The following is a 16,436-nucleotide window of genomic DNA, read 5'->3' on the forward strand; positions in this document are numbered from 1 at the left end:
TTGTTATGAGGTGTATATAATGAAAAAATTACTAGTGTTATTTCTTATGTTAAGCATCATTTCTATTAACATAAATTTTGATGGTATTATTAAAATTTATGCTAATAATTCTATAAATCACCTAGAAAATGTAGAAAATAACTATATAAATCAACTAGAATCTATAAGTGATCAGCTCTATATTCTTGATTCAAATTCTCTTAAGGCTGTCATGGGCAAAAAAGACAAAGCACCTCTTTTAAAAGATGCTTCTTATATAAAAAGTCAGATAAAAAGTCTTCGAAAAGAACTTTCTCAATACCACCAAACTGAGAGTGGTAATGTAGAAAAAAATCCTATATCTCTAGCACTTTTAAATACCTTAAATTACTATAGTATGTCTTTATCATTTTTAACAGGTTTTTTAACTTCCGATTGTGAATCTACACAAAGTAAATTGTTAGAACAATATTATTTTAGTAAAGCTAAAGGTGACGAAACTCTTCTTTGGACAAAATCTCAAATTAAATAAACATTAATACTTCTCTTAAAAGTAATAATAATTTCATTTTACATAAAAATACATATTATATAATATGTATTTTTTTATTTCTGTCCTAATTTTATTATCTATTTTTTAATTAACTTGACTTTTACATACAAAATATATTAAATTATATATGTAAACTATTATTGTTCATTTAGTTTACATATATAATTTATAAAATATTAAGGGGGATACATATGAAAACTAAGGACTTAGTAATATGTTCATTATTTGCTGCTATAACAGCAGTTCTTGCACAAATATCTATACCATTCCCTGGCGGAGTTCCACTTACAATGCAAACCTTAGCAGTTTCATTAGCTGGAATATTACTAGGAAGTAAAAAAGGCTTTATTTCACTTATTATATATACATTACTTGGGGCTGTTGGATTACCTGTATTTGCACAATTTTCAGGTGGAATCCAAATAGTACTAGGACCTACAGGAGGCTTTATATTATCATTTCCTATAATGGCCTTTTTAATAGGCTTTATATGTGAGAGAAGTAATAATAAATTTATGATATTTGTAGCTATGATATTAGGATCTATTGTAAACTATACTATCGGTACTATGCTATTTGCATTTATTATGAAAACAACAATTATGAGTGCTTTTATTGCATGTGTTGCACCATTTATTTTCACAGGAATAGTAAAAGCATTTTTAGCCACTATTATTGGTATAAAACTTAAAGAAAATAGATCTATGCAAGGAGTGTTAAACTAATGAAATTAAGACCTCATCATCTGATGTGTACTCAAGGTTACAGCGGTAAAGGCTATAATGATGATTTTATTAAAAATATGGATTATATAACTAGAGCTTTGAGATGTGATAAAAACATTTTAATTGAACTAGTATTTTCAACTGATGATATTTGTAGTAGCTGTCCTAACATGCTAGGAGCTAATTTATGTAATACAAATAATAAAGTGAAGTCTATTGATGATAAAATGGTTAAGTATTTTAATCTAGAAGAAAAAGTATATAATTACAATGAAATTGTAAATTTTATAAAAGAAAATATTACTGAAGAAATTATGGATGATATCTGTGGAAATTGTAATTGGTATTCAATCAGTAGTTGTAAAAAAAGTATGTGCTGTAAATAAATTTAATAAAAAATTACTTTGCTCATTTAGCCAATAACTTCATAAGTTGCTTAAGATGTAATTTTTTAAGCCATATTGAAAATTTCAATATGGCTTTATTTATTTTAGATTTATATTTTTATCAAACTCATTTTTTATCTCATTAAGCTTTTCTTCATTTATAAAAAGATTAAGTGCCGTTAGTGAAAGGGCTTTCGATCCTACTATTAAAGCTTTATCACCATCTTTAGAACAAGCAGCTTCGCAAAATTCATGTGTGTGTCCTACTAATGTTTTTGGCCCTATTTTTATATGAGGATGTAATGTGGGAACAACATGACTTACGTTTCCAGCATCAGTGGATCCAAATCCTTCATTTTTTATAGTATTTATCTCTTCCCCTAATTCATTCATAACCTCTGCAAACAACTCATTAAACTTATCATTTACATAAAAGTTATCTACTTCATTTTGAAAAAAATTAATATTAACTTTTGATCCTGTTGCCAATGCAGCTCCTTTTGCTATATTTTCTACCTTTTTAGTTACTTCATTTAGTGTTTTTCTAGTTTTAGCTCTTATATAGAATCTGGCTTTGGAATAGTCTGGAACTATATTAGGTGCGTCACCTCCATGAGTTATGATTCCATGTATTCTAACATCATCAGTTAAATGCTGTCTTAATGCATTTATCCCATTAAAAAGTTGTATAACTCCATCTAATGCATTAATTCCTTTTTGTGGACAACCAGCTGCATGAGCTGATTTTCCTATAAATTCAAACTCAACGGGATCTACTGCTAAGCTAGTTCCTGTAACTGAATTTTCATTTGATGGATGTATCATTAAACATGCATCCACCTCTTTAAATAAATTACCTTTTACAAAACTGCCTTTGGCACTTCCATTTTCACCACCTTCTTCAGCTGGACACCCATATACTCTAACTTCCCCACCTACATTATCCAGTTGAGTCGATAATGCTATTGCTGCTGCACAACTAGCTACTCCTATTATATTATGTCCACATGCATGACCTAAGGATGGTAGCGCATCATATTCTGCTAAAAAACCTATTACTGGTCCTTTCCTAAATCTCGATTTATTTTTTGCTATAAATCCAGTCTCATGTCCCGCAATATTAACCTCTACATCGAATCCATTTTCTTTTAATAAAGTTGTTAATGTTTCACATGCAAAATATTCATTATTTCCAACTTCAGGTTTTTCGTGTATCTTATGGCTTATTTTTATATATTCTTGTTTTTGATTTTCTATTTCAAATAATATGTTTTTTTTTATTTTATCTATATTTAAATTTTTCATGATATCCCCTCACTGTTATATATTTTTAGCACCTAGAATGCAGGTATAGACTCTCCTTTATATCTTTTATTAATAGCCTTTTTTACTTCTTCTGATTGATATGCTTTTACTACCTTTTTGTAGATTTCATTATTTTTATTTTCTTCTTTAGTGGCTATTAAATTTATATATGGCTTTGAAGTTTCTAGATTTGAATCTTCTATAAATAGTGAATCTTTTGTAGGGGATAATTTTGCATCTACCGCTACTCCACTATTTATTACTGCTACATCTACATCTTGTAAAGATCTTGGAATTTGTGTCGCTGTTAATTCTAATATTTCTAGATTTTTAGGATTGTCTGCTATATCTTTAATTGTTGGTAAAAGACCTACATTATCTTTTAATTTTATTAATTCTGCATTTTGAAGAAGTATCAATGCTCTTCCTAGATTTGTAGCATCATTTGGAACTGCTATTTTTGAACCTGCTTTTAGTTCTTCAAGTGATTTTAATTTTCCCGGATATATAGCCATTGGTGCAAATACAGTATCTCCAATTGACACTAATTTTAAATTTCTCTCATTGATAAAGTTATCTAAATATGCATGATGCTGAAATGCATTTATATCTATTTCCCCTTCATCAAGTGCTATATTGGGCTTTATATAATCAGAAAAACTAATTATTTCTAAATTAATATCCTCCTTTGCTAACTTTTCTTTTACTAAATCCCAGATTTCATGTTCTTCACCCGTTACACCTAATTTTACAGTTTTTGTATCATTATTTGATGTATTATTACATCCTACTAGGGTACTTACAGATAATATTAATGTTAAAAATACTGATAATAATTTTTTCATAATAAACCTCCTTTTATAGTCTTAATTATTTAATTTTCTAAGTAACAAATCTCCAATGCTTTGAACTATATTAACTAAAATAAGCAATATTATAACTGTAACTATCATTACATCGGTTTGGAAATATTGATAACCATATCTTATTGCAAAGTCACCAAGTCCCCCACCTCCAACAGTTCCTGCCATTGCTGATAGGCCAATTAAACTTACTGTTGTAATTGTAATTGCATATATTATTCCACCTAGTCCCTCAGGAAGCATCACTCTATATATGATTTCAAGAGGGCTAGATCCCATAGATTGAGCAGCTTCTATTACTCCCTTATCAACATCTAATAATACGGTTTCTATTTGCCTTGCTACAAATGGAGTAGAACCAAATACTAATGGTACCAATGCTCCTTCTGTACCTATAGTTGTTCCAACTATAAATTTAGTTATAGGCATTATTGCTGCTAATAAAATAATAAATGGTATCGATCTAAAAATATTTATTATTTTACCTATAACATTATTTATAACTGCATTTTCTAATATTGAGCCTTTCCTAGTAACTACAAGAGTTACTCCTATTGGGAATCCTATTAAGGTCGATATTATCCCAGATATAAATACCATATATATAGTTTCAAATAAAGCATTTATCATTTCAGGATATAAATTAACTACATTTGGTAGTAGGTTTGTTATTGCACTTTCCATGTCTTATTACCTCCAACTCTATATTATTTTCTTTAAGATACTTTTCTACATTTAAAATATTTTCAATTTGACCACTTAACTTAACTACTAAATATCCTATAGGTGTTGCTTGAACTATCTCTATATTTCCAAATAGGATACTTGCATCAATCTTAAACTGTCTTGATATTTTAGAAATAAATGCCTGACCTGTGTTCTGACCTACGAATACTATTTTTGCTAATAGCTCATCTTCATCAATTTCTTTTAAAAAGTAATCTTTTTCTAATAGTTCATATATTTTATTTTCTTGAAATACAGTTGATATAAAGTGCTTTGTTACTTTTGTTTTCGGTCTAGTAAAAATATGAATTAAATCATTTTGCTCTACGATATAACCATTGTCCATTACTGCAACCTTATCACAAATTTCTTTTACTACATTCATCTCATGTGTAATTATAACTATCGTTAATCCAAGCTTTTTATTGATATCTTTTAATAATTTTAGTATTGACTGTGTAGTTTGTGGGTCAAGTGCTGATGTAGCTTCATCACATAATAGTACCTTGGGGTTATTAGCTAATGCCCTCGCGATTGCAACTCTTTGCTTTTGGCCTCCACTCAGATGATTCGGGTAACTACTTGCTTTATCACTTAATCCTACTAATTCTAAAAGTTCATACACTCTTGTTTTAATTTGGTCTTTACTTAACCCACTATCTTTTAATGGATATGCTATATTTTTAAAAACAGTTTTTGACTTCATTAAATTAAAGTGCTGAAAAATCATACCAATATTTTTTCTAGCGTTTCTTAGTTCCTTTGATTTTAATGATGTTAGCTCTTGATTATCTACAAAAACTTTTCCTGATGTCGGATCCTCTAATAGATTAATACAGCGCACTAATGTACTTTTTCCAGCACCACTAAACCCAATAACTCCACAAATTTCACCTTCTTCAATTTCAATGCTTATATTTTTTAGTGCTTCTACCTTAATATTTTCTGATGTGTAAGTTTTACTTATGTTTTTAAGTGATATCAAATTTAGCCCCCCCCTTGTTTCCTTATACGTAAAAAATCTTCCTCTCAAGATGAGAAGAAGATTTTAACGTTTATATATTAATATACTTCCCCTCATCTTTCAGAATTTATAAAAATTCTGTTGGAATTAGCACCACACCAAACTTTGGTAGGTTGCTGAGACATCATCGGGCCATTCCCTCAGTCTCTCTTGATAAGGTTTTTATTTAATTTTTATTAATTTTATAAAACAAATTGTATAGTTAATTAATAATATTGTCAACAACTTTTCTAAATTTTTCTAATTTTTAATTTTTATAAAAAAGATACAATTTTATATTTTAATATATTATTTTTTACATTCATATTTATTTAAATAAATCTAATATGTCTTTTTCAGATAATCCTTTTAAAATATTTCCTTGCGATAAATCATTATTTATTATATCATCAATTAATTCTTTTTTATTTTCTTGAAGTTTTACAATTTTCTCCTCTATAGTACCCTTAGCTATAAGTTTTATAACTTCTACAACTTCTCTTTGACCATATCTATGAGCTCTATCACTTGCTTGATTTTCTACTGCAGGATTCCACCATGGATCAAAGTGAATTACAGTGTTTGCTGAAGTTAAATTAAGCCCAGTTCCTCCTGCTTTTAAAGATATTAAAAATACATTAATTTCTTTACTTTTATTAAATTCATCAACTAATCTTAATCTTTCTTCAGCTTTAGTTTGACCATCTAAGTATACATATTTTATATTATTTTTATCTAACTTCGCACCTATATTTTTAAGGACAGTTGTAAATTGAGAAAAAACTAAAACTTTGCTTTCTATTTGTGTATAATCTTTTATAATTTCTAAACAAGCCTCTATTTTAGAACTTTTCCCACTATAATCATCAATTACTATACTTGGATCCAAGCAAAGTTGCCTTAATTTTGTTAAATAAGAAAATACAGTTATCTTATTATTTTGCTCTTCTAGTTTTTTCTTTGTATAATCCGCATATATTGCATATGCCTTTTTTTGCTCCCTATTCAATTCAACTAAAAATTCTTTTTCTATCTTATCAGGAAGCTCTTTTATAACTTGCTTTTTAGTCCTTCTTAGTATAAACGGTTTTATCATTTTTTTCAGATTTTCTAATTGGCTCTCATCTTTAATAAATATAGCATCAAATTTTCTTAGGCTATACAAATACCCTGGCATTATAAAATCAAATATAGACCATAGTTCCAATAAATTATTTTCTATTGGAGTTCCAGTAAGAGCAAATTTACTATGTGCATTTATAGATTTTACAGCATCTGTACTTATTGCAGTTGGATTTTTGATATTTTGAGCTTCATCTATTATACAATAATCAAAATTTATTTCTTCATATTTTTCTAGATCATTTCTTAAAGATCCATATGTAGTTAAAATCACATCATAAGAATCTATATTACTTACTATTTTTTCCCTTTCTTTTTTACTACCATGAGCTACTGCAATTTTCAAGCTTGGAGCAAATTTTTCAAATTCTTTTTTCCAATTATATACAAGTGATGTTGGAGTTATTATTAAACTTTTTTTATCATTTTCTGATAATAAAAATGTTATAGTTTGTAATGTTTTACCTAGCCCCATTTCATCAGCTAGTATCCCTCCAAATCCACATTTTTCTAATGTTTTAAACCAGTTTAGACCATCTATTTGGTAATCTCTAAGGGTTGCGTTTAAGTGTTTTGGAATTTCTATTTTTTCTTCATCAATGCTTTTTATCTTACGTGAAATTTCGCTTATTTTTTCTATCCCCTCTATATAAGGTAATTTTTTATCAGTCATTAAATTTTCAATATATAATGCCTTGTTTGTATTTATCTGCATACGATTAAAATCACTAGTAAAACCTAAACTCTCCATCAATTTAAATGTATCTTTAGTTTCTTGTTCTTCTAAATTTATAAAGTTTCCATTTCCAAGTTTATAAAACCTTTTATTATCTTTGAAAGCCTTTATTATATTTTTATATTCTTTTTCATTAATTCCATCTATTTTAAAACTAAACTCTAAATAATGATTTATTTCTTCTCCTAATCCTATTCTTATAGAGCTTGAACTATATATTTTTTTTGCTTTTAACTTATCAGAGTAATACACTTCTCCTATATTTTTAAGTCTATTTATCTCAACTGTTAAGAAGTCATATAACTGCTCATCATTTCCTGTAAATATATATTTATTATTATCTTTTTCAAAGTAATATGTATAAAGTCTATATATTGCTTCTTCCTCTTTTTGCTCATTTTTAACTATAAATTTACCTTCATTTTCACCTTCATAATCAAACTTAATATCACAAGTTATTTTTTCTTCTTCTAAATCAAAGTAATACTTAACTAATAACTTTTCACTTATATTCTCTTCTATATTTTCATCAATAATTACATTATTAGTTATCTTTTCAAGCTTTGGAACTACATTTGTTAAAACTTCACTTACTTCTTCTGATTTAAAAGATATTTCATTGTATTTTTCTAATATTGTATATAATTTTTTATAGTATATTCCATTTTCTCCACTTAATAAATATATATCGCCTTTATAAAATACTACATCTCCCCTTTGAGATATGGGAACTGGTAGCTTACCCTCACTTTTTAGTAAAACTTTATTATCATCCATTTCTAGGCTTATACTTATAGGTAAGTCTCCTCTAATTATTCTTGGAGTATAATACAAATTTCTATATTTAAATTCAAAATCTTTATACTCAAGATATTCTATTAGCCTTTTTACTGAGCCTCCATTTAAATACATTGATTGCTGTTCTCTTAACGACGATGTATAGGAAAGACCTATTCCATATTCTTCTATCATCTCAACTATTTTTTCTTCATCATATCCAAAATAATTATTTGATATATTGTACATAAAATCCGGTCCATATATTATATCCTGAGCATTTAGCCTTGCTTTTGAAAAGTCTCTAAGATTTTTTAATTTGTACATATTATCTATTCCTATGTAAAAATCACATTTTATGCTATCTTCTCCTATAAGTTCTAAACTCACGTCTAACTTTACTTCTTGTTTTGGCTTACTTTTAAAATAATTTAAAAAATCTTTATTTATAAAGTTCATTGTCTCACCTGTTTTCATTGTAATAAATCCTATTATATCATTAAAAACACATTATCTAATTTAAGAAGTTAGTTTATTTTTATAAAAACCTAGAGTTTTGGTATAAATCTCCTGCTAACTCTTTTAAAAGTTCTTTGTCAATTATTGAGTATCCATACTTATCTTTTTCTAAAACGCCTTTTTTACATAGCCCATTAAAAGTTCTTAGTAAATGTCTATAACTACTTCCCAATAGTTCTGCTAAGTTAACTAAGTTGTCTCCAAAGTCTATATAGTATTTTGAACTTTTTTTATTAAATACAGAAGATGTTTCATTTATATAGCTTGCTAGTCTATTTTCTAAAGGGTAAAGTAAATTTACAGAGCTATTCATAGTTATTACAGAAAGCTTCTGTGCTAGACTCTCACTTATAAATTTCAAAAATTTCATATCTTTAGTTAGCTCATTTCTTGCTTTATTCATTGGTATAGCTAAGCAGTAGCAATCACTTAGCGCTTGTATAGTTCCAGTTGTAACTTGATTTTTTACTAATTCTAAATCCCCAATTAATTGAGTAGGCTTATAAAAACTTAGTAATAAACTTCTCCCGTTTGGTAATGTTTTAAATACTTTAGCTTTACCTGTTATTAAAACTGCAAAATAACTTATATCTTCATCCTCTGTACATAAATACTCATTTCTTTCAAATTTAAACACTTTCATATCATTTTTCATATTTTCACTAAAAATCTCTTTTATATTTAATTCATTATAATAACTTTCTATAAGAAATTGATCATTTATTATTTCCACTTTTTAAACCCCTTTCACTTTTTACTATATAATTTTTATTTTATATGTGCACATGACATATGTCATTCTTTTTATTAATTTTTTATGGTAATTTATTAATTATTAAAAGAAAATAATGAGGGGGTGTTAAAAATAAATTATTTTATATCTATATTTACAGGAGTTTTGCTTTCTATAATGCTATACCTAAATGGATCAGTGGGAGAAGTTGCTGGAAATTATGCTTCTAGTGTAATAATTCATATCATAGGTCTTATTGGTATTATTTTAGTCCTTTTAATTAAAAAATCTAAATTAGAAAATATTAAAGGTATACCATTATATATGTTTTCAGGGGGGCTTATCGGAGTTTTAACTGTTGTATTTAGCAATATAAGTTTTTCTAACTTAGGAGTTTCGCTAACAGTATCTGTCTGTTTACTTGGACAGTTAATTACATCTATAATTATAGACCACTTTGGATTTTTTAATTTACCTATAAGCAAATTTAATAAAAAAAAGATATTAGGTATTTCTGCTATCATTATTGGTATCTGTGTAATGACAATTAAATAAGAAGGGAGTTGTTATTATGTTTTATATAATTATTGCTATTTTATCAGGTGTTACAATTGTTACTGCCAGGGTTATTAATTATGTCTTAGCTGATAAGATAGGTATGTATCAAAGTACTTTTTTTAATTATGTATTTGGATTAATAGGCTCGATTTTTTTACTAATTATAAGTGGTGAAACATTCAAGTTGTTTAGTATAGATTCTTATACTGCATCATGGTTTACTTATACAGGAGGAATTGTTGGAGTTTTCGTTGTAACTTTATCTTCATATTTATCTGCTAAAGTATCTGCTTTTTACTTAACTCTTTTGTTATTTATTGGTCAATTATTTACTGGTATTTTTATAGATTATTTATTTAGCGGGCAAATATCAGCTTATCAATTAATTGGAGGATTTTTAGTAATTTTAGGGCTTGGATATAATCTATTTATAGATAAGGTGGAATCTGAAAAATCTACAGAAATTTTAGATAATAATATTTAATGCTGCAAGTATAAAAATAAAGAATCACTAAAAATGATTCTTTATTTTTATATATTAAATTAAATTATAAAATCTTCATCTTCTAATTCTTCATAAATTCCTTTTTGATATCCATTACCTTTAGTTGAAAAGAAATCATGATTTTTAGTTTCTGTACTTAATCCATTTAAAACTATTGGATTTATATCATTTACTTCATAAAATTCTTCAAATCCTAGATTTTCTAAAGCTCTATTAGCATTATATTTTAAAAAGTTAATAACTTCACCTTCTAGTTTACTTTCTTTATATATACATTTAGTGTATTCTATCTCATTTTCCATAAGATTATTTAAAATAGTATACATACGATTCTTTAATTTTAATTTGTCCTCATCATTAAAATTATTGTATATCTCTTGTGCTAAAAGTCCTATATATTTACCATGTAGAGATTCATCTCTAAGTATAAGTGATATTATCTCACCACTAGCAACCATTTTACCTTGACCCGCTAAGTATAAAGGATAGAAAAATCCTGAATAAAATAGAAAACTTTCTAAAAATACACTAGTAATCATTGATAAATATAAGCTTTTTTCATCTTCAGTACTTTCATATTGTGCTAAAATAAGTTCAGCCTTTTTCTGTAATGTAGGCTCAGTTTCAATCCATTTAAATAGCTCATCTATCTCACTATTTGAAAGAAGAGTCATAAATATAGATGAATAACTTTTAGCATGAATTTCTTCCATTGTTCCCATAAATGATAAAACAGCTTTTCTTTGAAGATTATCAGTTAAACTCATCATAGACGGTATTCCATTATTACCTTGTTTTGTATCTAATAATGTTAATCCTGCTAATACTTTTTTATATAGCTCTTTTTCTTTTAAACTTAATTCATTCCAAACAAATATATCTTTTGAAATAGATATTTCTTCTGGTAACCAAAACTGCTTTACATTTTGTTCCCAGAAAGCTTGTGTAAAATTATCATCTTCTTTATTCCAGTTAACAGCCTTATGTATTTTATTTAATACAAATGTCATGAATATTTCCTCCTATACTGAACATACTAAACACTCATTATTTTCTCTAGTCATTTTAGTTCTTGTGTAATATAAACTTTTAACGCCCTTTTTATATCCATATATATATAACTTAGCTATATCCCTAGTCGTTTTGTCATCTGTAACAAATAATGTTGTAGAGATTCCTTGGTCAATATGTTCTTGAACCGTTGATACTATATCTATAACCTTTCTCATATCCATTCTATATGCTGATTGATAATACAACATATTTTCATTAGTTAAAAATGGCATTGGATAAATAGTAGTCGAATCTCCATATGTTCTTACTTCAACGACATCTGTAATAGGCATTATACTTGATGTTGCATTTTGCACATAACTAATACTTTGAGTTGGTGCTATTGCTGTCAAATAGGCATTATATATACCATTTACTTTTACTTTATCTAATAAATTAGCCCAATCTTTTCTTGTAGGTATGTATATTCCCTCAAATAATTTTTTTACTTTATCATACTTAGGTAAATAAGAATTTGTATAATACTTTGATAATACATCACTGTCTTTACCCTTAGCATACTCTGATTTTTCAAATCCTTCAAATGTTTTATTTTTTTCTATTGATATTTTCATAGATGACTTAATTGCATAATATCTAATCATTGCAAAAAATACATTACAAAAATCTATTGCTTCATCACTTGTATATAATATATCTTCTCTTACTAGGTATCCATGTAAATTCATTGCACCTAGACCTATAGAATGTGATTTTTCATTTCCTATCTTTACAGTTGGAACTTGTTTTATATCTGTATTGTCCGATACAAATGATAACGCATATATCGCTGTTTCCACTGTATTTTCTATATCTTTATTGTCCATAACATTTGCTATGTTTAATGAACCTAAGTTACAACTTATATCTTGACCCCAAATATTTTCACCGGCATATCCTTCTATTTGTGAAGGGGTTTGATACTGTAAAATTTCACAACATAAATTAGACATTTTTATATTTCCAACATCTTTTAACACATGCTCTCTGTTAGCTGTATCTATAAACAATACATAAGGATATCCACTTTCTTGCTGCATTTGAGCTATTTTAGTCAACATTTTTCTTGGATTTATTGTTTTCTTTTTTATATCATTATCTTGTGATAATTTATCATACCAGTCATCCATCCTTATATCATCTAAATGTACTTTATATTTTTTAAATACTGAGTTAGGATAAAATGCATAAGCTTCTTCATTTTTTTCTGCAAGTTCCATAAATTTATCAGGGATAATAGCTCCTAAAGATAAACTAGCTAATCTAATTTTTTCATCCGCATTTATCTTTTTAGTATCTAAAAAGCTTTCAAAATCAGGATGAAAAACTGATAAATACACAGCACCAGAACCTTGTCTTGCCCCCATTTGGTTAAAGTAACTAAAAGATTGTTCTAACATCTTTGCAACGCCTATAACTCCGCCTGCAACGCCCTCTATATCTTTTATAGACTCACCTTTAGCTCTAAGTTTTGATAAATTTAATGCTACTCCTCCGCCTATTTTAGATAAATGATTTGCTGAAGATACTGCATAAGATATACCTTCTGTACTATCTTCTACTGATAGTAAAAAACAAGACACCATTTCTCCTGCTCTCTTTCTTCCTGCATTTAAAAATGTTGGTGTTGCTGGTTGAAATTCTTGTTTTACTAATTTATCAGCTAAACTTAAAGCTCTTTTTTCATCACCATTACCCAGTGCTAAAGATACTATTAACACTTTATCATTATAACTTTCCAATATTACTTTACCATCATTGCTTTTTAGGGCATAATTTTGATAAAACTTATTTGCACTCATATATGATTGAAATTTAAAATTGTGTTTTTCTATAGTTTTATATAATCCCTTGATAAAGTCAATATTATATTTATCTATTACATCTTTAGAATAATATTCTTTATTTATTAAGTAATCTAGTTTTTCTTCTATGCTACTAAACTTCTTTAATTTAGGGTATATATATTCTTTTATATATACATCTAATGCTTCTTTGTCCTTTTCTAATTGATACTTGCCTTTATCATCTTTTATAATAACTTGATTATTAAGTTCTACCCAGTTCATCTTTATCACCTTTATCCAAAATATATAATCTATTTTTTAAAACAAAATCACAATATATAGATATTGATTTCATTTTAAGCACTACATATTGTATATACACAAATATTTGGGCTTTTAAACTTTTAATTTTATAACATAAAAGTTCATATAATCAAACCCTTGTATATAACTGAATAATTTATTTTACAAGGGTTAAAATATGTATGTCTAGCTTATTCTTAAAATACAAAAGGAGTCTAAAATGAAAAAAATATATGTACTAATATCTATTTTATTAATTTCATTTATTGTACAAAATCCACCTATAGCTTTTGCAGAACAATCATTTTCTGTTCCTCCTATGCTTCAAAATTTAAAGGGTAGAGAAGAATTAGTTGGTTATTTTAATGAAATTAAAAGAATTAGATCAAATATAAATACTATTAATATAAATACAGTCACTGCAAAAGATAAAGCAATTGAAACAAAAAATCAAATAAATTTTTACTTAACTCAATTATCAACACTAGAAAATTCAATGTCAAACTTTAAAAAACAATATAGTAACTCTGAATCGGATTTACTATTTGCAGAACAAATCAAATTATTGCTAGATACTTATAAAATGAGTTTAAAGCAACAACTATCCTTATTAAATGCACTTTTAGATAATAATATGGATGCATCTAAGCTTTTTTATTCTGACTATTTAACTTATATATACTATTATTTAAGCCTTGGAGATCAAATGATGTCTTATGTAAATACATTCTACAATCTATAATTATTTAAACGTAAAAAATACTCATATAATATGAGTATTTTTTTATATCTAATCAATAAGTTAAAATTATATATTCTATTTTTTATAGTAATCAATAACTCCACAAGCCCATCTAGCGCCTGCATTTCCTGCAGGTTGCGAAGTGAAATCATCATATCCTCCATGAAGTATAAAAGATTTTCCTATAACTTCATTTACTGTAAATCTATTAGTAAACACAGAAAGTATACCTATTCCATCAGAAGATAATATTGGAGGTAAGTCCCCTGCATGCATAGGATGAGATACATTAGTAGGATTATAATGAGATTTTGCTCCTGTAAATGGATTTTTTTCATCTCCAACGGAGCAATCTCCTACTTCGTGAATATGGAATCCATGGAACGAACTAGATTCATTATTTATATTAGGAATCCCTGTTATATATGCCTTTATATATACTCCTTCCTCTAACTGGTATAGATATATTGTTCCTTTTATACACGGAGCTAAAGGCCCACCTTTTATTTGAGCATATGCATCTGGCTTAGATTGATTATATACTGAAAATATTTTTTGAATATCATACTTCGGACAAGATTTATCCATAACGTCCTCCCTTATAGTAAATTTATAACATTATATTCTATGATTTATATTTTAAAAGTGTTAAATTAAGCATAAAAAAAGCTTATTCATTTAGAATAAACTCTTTTTTATTACTTATTAAATTATGAAGCCTTTCTAACTTCTACTTTTTCTCTCAAGTTTTTATAATATGTTCTAAATAAAGAAGAAACAACAATAACCCCAAGGGCAATTGATCCACTTGATAATAAAACATTAGTACCTGTTGTAAGTGCTAAATGAAAATCACCTTCCATAAGATAATACATTGAATTATATAACCCAAGACCTGGAATTAAAGTTATTATTCCTGGAACAACAAATAATATAGTAGGCTTTTTCATTTTCCTTGCTAGTATTTCACAAATTAGTGCTGCAACAGATGCTGCTATAAAGTTAGAACTAATCATATCAAAATTAATCCTCATTAAAAGTATATATATAGTCCATGAGGTCATTCCCACAGCTCCAGACACATATAAAGTTTTTTTAGGAGAATTTAAAAACACTGCGAAACCAACTGCTGCTAGATATGAAAATATTATGTGTATATACATCGGCATCCAAATCATTATAGCATTCCTCCCCATTTAACATATATATTCATTGACATACCGACACCCACTGCAATTCCAGTTGCAATAATGCCTGCATCAATTGCTCGTCCAACTCCTGACATTAGTTCTCCAGAAACTAAATCTCTTATAGCTTTTATAAATGGTACTCCTGGCAAAAGTGGCATTATAGAACCTACAATTAACATCTTAGGAGTTTCTAATATTCCAATTTCTACAAGACCTACACCACAAAACCCTATTATTAACGATGAAACCATAGTTGCAAAAACTGGTATATTACTTACTTTCTTAACTTTATCATATATAATCATTGCCATTACTGATGTTATGAGAGTAAGCATAAATGTTATTAGATTATCCCCTCCAACTAGTACCGCAAAACTAGATGAACCTATAGCCGTCCATATATTTATAGCCATTTGTGAATGAGGTGGTTCTTCCTCTAAGTTTTTTAATTCTTCTATTGCATCATCAATTGACATATCGATTTCACTAACAAATTTTCTTGAAAAATCATTTAACAAATCAATCTTATTTAAATTTATACATCTGTTTTCTATTACTTTCATAAACGTATATCCATCAAATCTATCATCTGATACTATTATTGTATTTGGCGCCATAAATACATTTATATGATAAAATCCTCTTGATTTACAAATTCGCTTTACTGTATCATCTACTCTAAAAGTTTCAGCTCCATTAGTGAGCATTAATTGGCCTATAAATGTAGCTAATCTCAAAACATCTTTTTTATATTTATGGTTATGTTTTTCTTCCATAAGCTCCCCCTCACTTAATTATTATTTTAGTCAGAAATAAATTATATCATCTCAACTTAAATGTATAAAGTTTATTTTTATTAAAAATATAAAAA

At 27.2% G+C, this 16,436-nt stretch carries 17 protein-coding genes and 1 riboswitch; of the genes, 6 read left to right on the forward strand and 11 right to left on the reverse strand.

All coding sequences use genetic code 11. The features are described from left to right. Positions 1 to 19 precede the first annotated feature (19 nt). From BLP75_RS02390 to BLP75_RS02400, 3 genes are all read left to right on the forward strand, one after another. The gene (locus BLP75_RS02390; RefSeq protein WP_092722497.1) at positions 20 to 511 is read left to right on the forward strand and encodes a hypothetical protein; all 492 of its coding nucleotides are present in this window, start codon (positions 20 to 22) and stop codon (positions 509 to 511) included. 212 nt (positions 512 to 723) lie between these two features. Next, positions 724 to 1,257 carry a biotin transporter BioY gene (locus BLP75_RS02395; protein ID WP_092722499.1) on the forward strand — a complete coding sequence of 178 codons (534 nt, stop codon included), beginning with the start codon at positions 724 to 726 and terminating at the stop codon, positions 1,255 to 1,257. Next, on the forward strand, positions 1,257 to 1,643 hold the full coding sequence (locus BLP75_RS02400; protein WP_092722501.1) for a DUF1284 domain-containing protein: 387 nt from the start codon (positions 1,257 to 1,259) through the stop codon (positions 1,641 to 1,643). Before BLP75_RS02395 ends, BLP75_RS02400 begins: the two co-directional genes overlap by 1 nt. A 99-nt stretch (positions 1,644 to 1,742) precedes the next feature. Here the strand turns inward: BLP75_RS02400 and BLP75_RS02405 are convergent, their stop codons facing one another. From BLP75_RS02405 to BLP75_RS02430, 6 genes are all read right to left on the reverse strand, one after another. After that, on the reverse strand, positions 1,743 to 2,948 hold the full coding sequence (locus BLP75_RS02405) for a M20 family metallopeptidase (protein ID WP_092722503.1): 1,206 nt from the start codon (positions 2,946 to 2,948) through the stop codon (positions 1,743 to 1,745). 32 nt (positions 2,949 to 2,980) lie between these two features. Continuing rightward, positions 2,981 to 3,793 (reverse strand): MetQ/NlpA family ABC transporter substrate-binding protein, encoded by an 813-nt coding sequence (locus BLP75_RS02410; protein WP_092722505.1) that lies wholly within the window; start codon positions 3,791 to 3,793, stop codon positions 2,981 to 2,983. A 21-nt stretch (positions 3,794 to 3,814) separates the two neighbouring features. Next, positions 3,815 to 4,495 (reverse strand): methionine ABC transporter permease, encoded by a 681-nt coding sequence (locus BLP75_RS02415; RefSeq protein ID WP_092722507.1) that lies wholly within the window; start codon positions 4,493 to 4,495, stop codon positions 3,815 to 3,817. Further along, positions 4,455 to 5,522: a methionine ABC transporter ATP-binding protein gene (locus BLP75_RS02420; RefSeq protein WP_092722509.1), complete on the reverse strand. Its 1,068-nt coding sequence runs from the start codon at positions 5,520 to 5,522 to the stop codon at positions 4,455 to 4,457. Before BLP75_RS02420 ends, BLP75_RS02415 begins: the two co-directional genes overlap by 41 nt. 89 nt (positions 5,523 to 5,611) lie before the next feature. Then, a riboswitch (SAM riboswitch) is annotated at positions 5,612 to 5,721 on the reverse strand. Between the two features lie 147 nt (positions 5,722 to 5,868). Continuing rightward, positions 5,869 to 8,652: a DEAD/DEAH box helicase gene (locus BLP75_RS02425; protein WP_092722510.1), complete on the reverse strand. Its 2,784-nt coding sequence runs from the start codon at positions 8,650 to 8,652 to the stop codon at positions 5,869 to 5,871. Positions 8,653 to 8,713: 61 nt separating this feature from the next. Next, positions 8,714 to 9,427 carry a cyclic nucleotide-binding domain-containing protein gene (locus tag BLP75_RS02430; RefSeq protein WP_092722512.1) on the reverse strand — a complete coding sequence of 238 codons (714 nt, stop codon included), beginning with the start codon at positions 9,425 to 9,427 and terminating at the stop codon, positions 8,714 to 8,716. Positions 9,428 to 9,550: 123 nt separating this feature from the next. Between BLP75_RS02430 and BLP75_RS02435 the strand changes: the two genes are divergently transcribed. Both BLP75_RS02435 and BLP75_RS02440 read left to right on the forward strand, forming a co-directional pair. After that, entirely contained in the window at positions 9,551 to 9,982 is a 432-nt protein-coding gene (locus tag BLP75_RS02435) for a DMT family transporter (RefSeq protein ID WP_242872365.1), read from the forward strand. Between the two features lie 16 nt (positions 9,983 to 9,998). Further along, the gene (locus BLP75_RS02440; RefSeq protein ID WP_092722514.1) at positions 9,999 to 10,469 is read left to right on the forward strand and encodes a DMT family transporter; all 471 of its coding nucleotides are present in this window, start codon (positions 9,999 to 10,001) and stop codon (positions 10,467 to 10,469) included. A 59-nt stretch (positions 10,470 to 10,528) separates the two neighbouring features. On the opposite strand, the gene nrdF is transcribed toward BLP75_RS02440, so the two are convergent. After that, a complete protein-coding gene (gene nrdF / locus BLP75_RS02445; RefSeq protein ID WP_092722516.1) occupies positions 10,529 to 11,500 on the reverse strand; it encodes a class 1b ribonucleoside-diphosphate reductase subunit beta in 972 nt (323 codons plus the stop codon). A 12-nt stretch (positions 11,501 to 11,512) separates the two neighbouring features. Beyond that, positions 11,513 to 13,612: a class 1b ribonucleoside-diphosphate reductase subunit alpha gene (gene nrdE / locus BLP75_RS02450; RefSeq protein WP_092722518.1), complete on the reverse strand. Its 2,100-nt coding sequence runs from the start codon at positions 13,610 to 13,612 to the stop codon at positions 11,513 to 11,515. Between the two features lie 241 nt (positions 13,613 to 13,853). Between nrdE and BLP75_RS02455 the strand changes: the two genes are divergently transcribed. Continuing rightward, entirely contained in the window at positions 13,854 to 14,375 is a 522-nt protein-coding gene (locus BLP75_RS02455) for a hypothetical protein (protein ID WP_092722520.1), read from the forward strand. Positions 14,376 to 14,450: 75 nt separating this feature from the next. On the opposite strand, the gene BLP75_RS02460 is transcribed toward BLP75_RS02455, so the two are convergent. The 3 genes from BLP75_RS02460 to BLP75_RS02470 form a co-directional block, all read right to left on the reverse strand. Beyond that, positions 14,451 to 14,963, reverse strand: a complete 513-nt coding sequence (locus tag BLP75_RS02460) for a superoxide dismutase family protein (protein ID WP_092722522.1) — start codon at positions 14,961 to 14,963, stop codon at positions 14,451 to 14,453. A gap of 122 nt (positions 14,964 to 15,085) precedes the next feature. Then, positions 15,086 to 15,553, reverse strand: a complete 468-nt coding sequence (locus BLP75_RS02465; protein ID WP_092722524.1) for a threonine/serine exporter family protein — start codon at positions 15,551 to 15,553, stop codon at positions 15,086 to 15,088. Next, positions 15,553 to 16,341, reverse strand: coding sequence for a threonine/serine exporter family protein (locus BLP75_RS02470; protein ID WP_092722526.1), 789 nt, complete (start codon positions 16,339 to 16,341; stop codon positions 15,553 to 15,555). The genes BLP75_RS02465 and BLP75_RS02470 overlap by 1 nt, the downstream gene beginning before the upstream one ends. Positions 16,342 to 16,436 lie beyond the last annotated feature (95 nt).

This window comes from Romboutsia lituseburensis DSM 797 (assembly GCF_900103615.1).
GTDB lineage: Bacteria > Bacillota > Clostridia > Peptostreptococcales > Peptostreptococcaceae > Romboutsia_F > Romboutsia_F lituseburensis.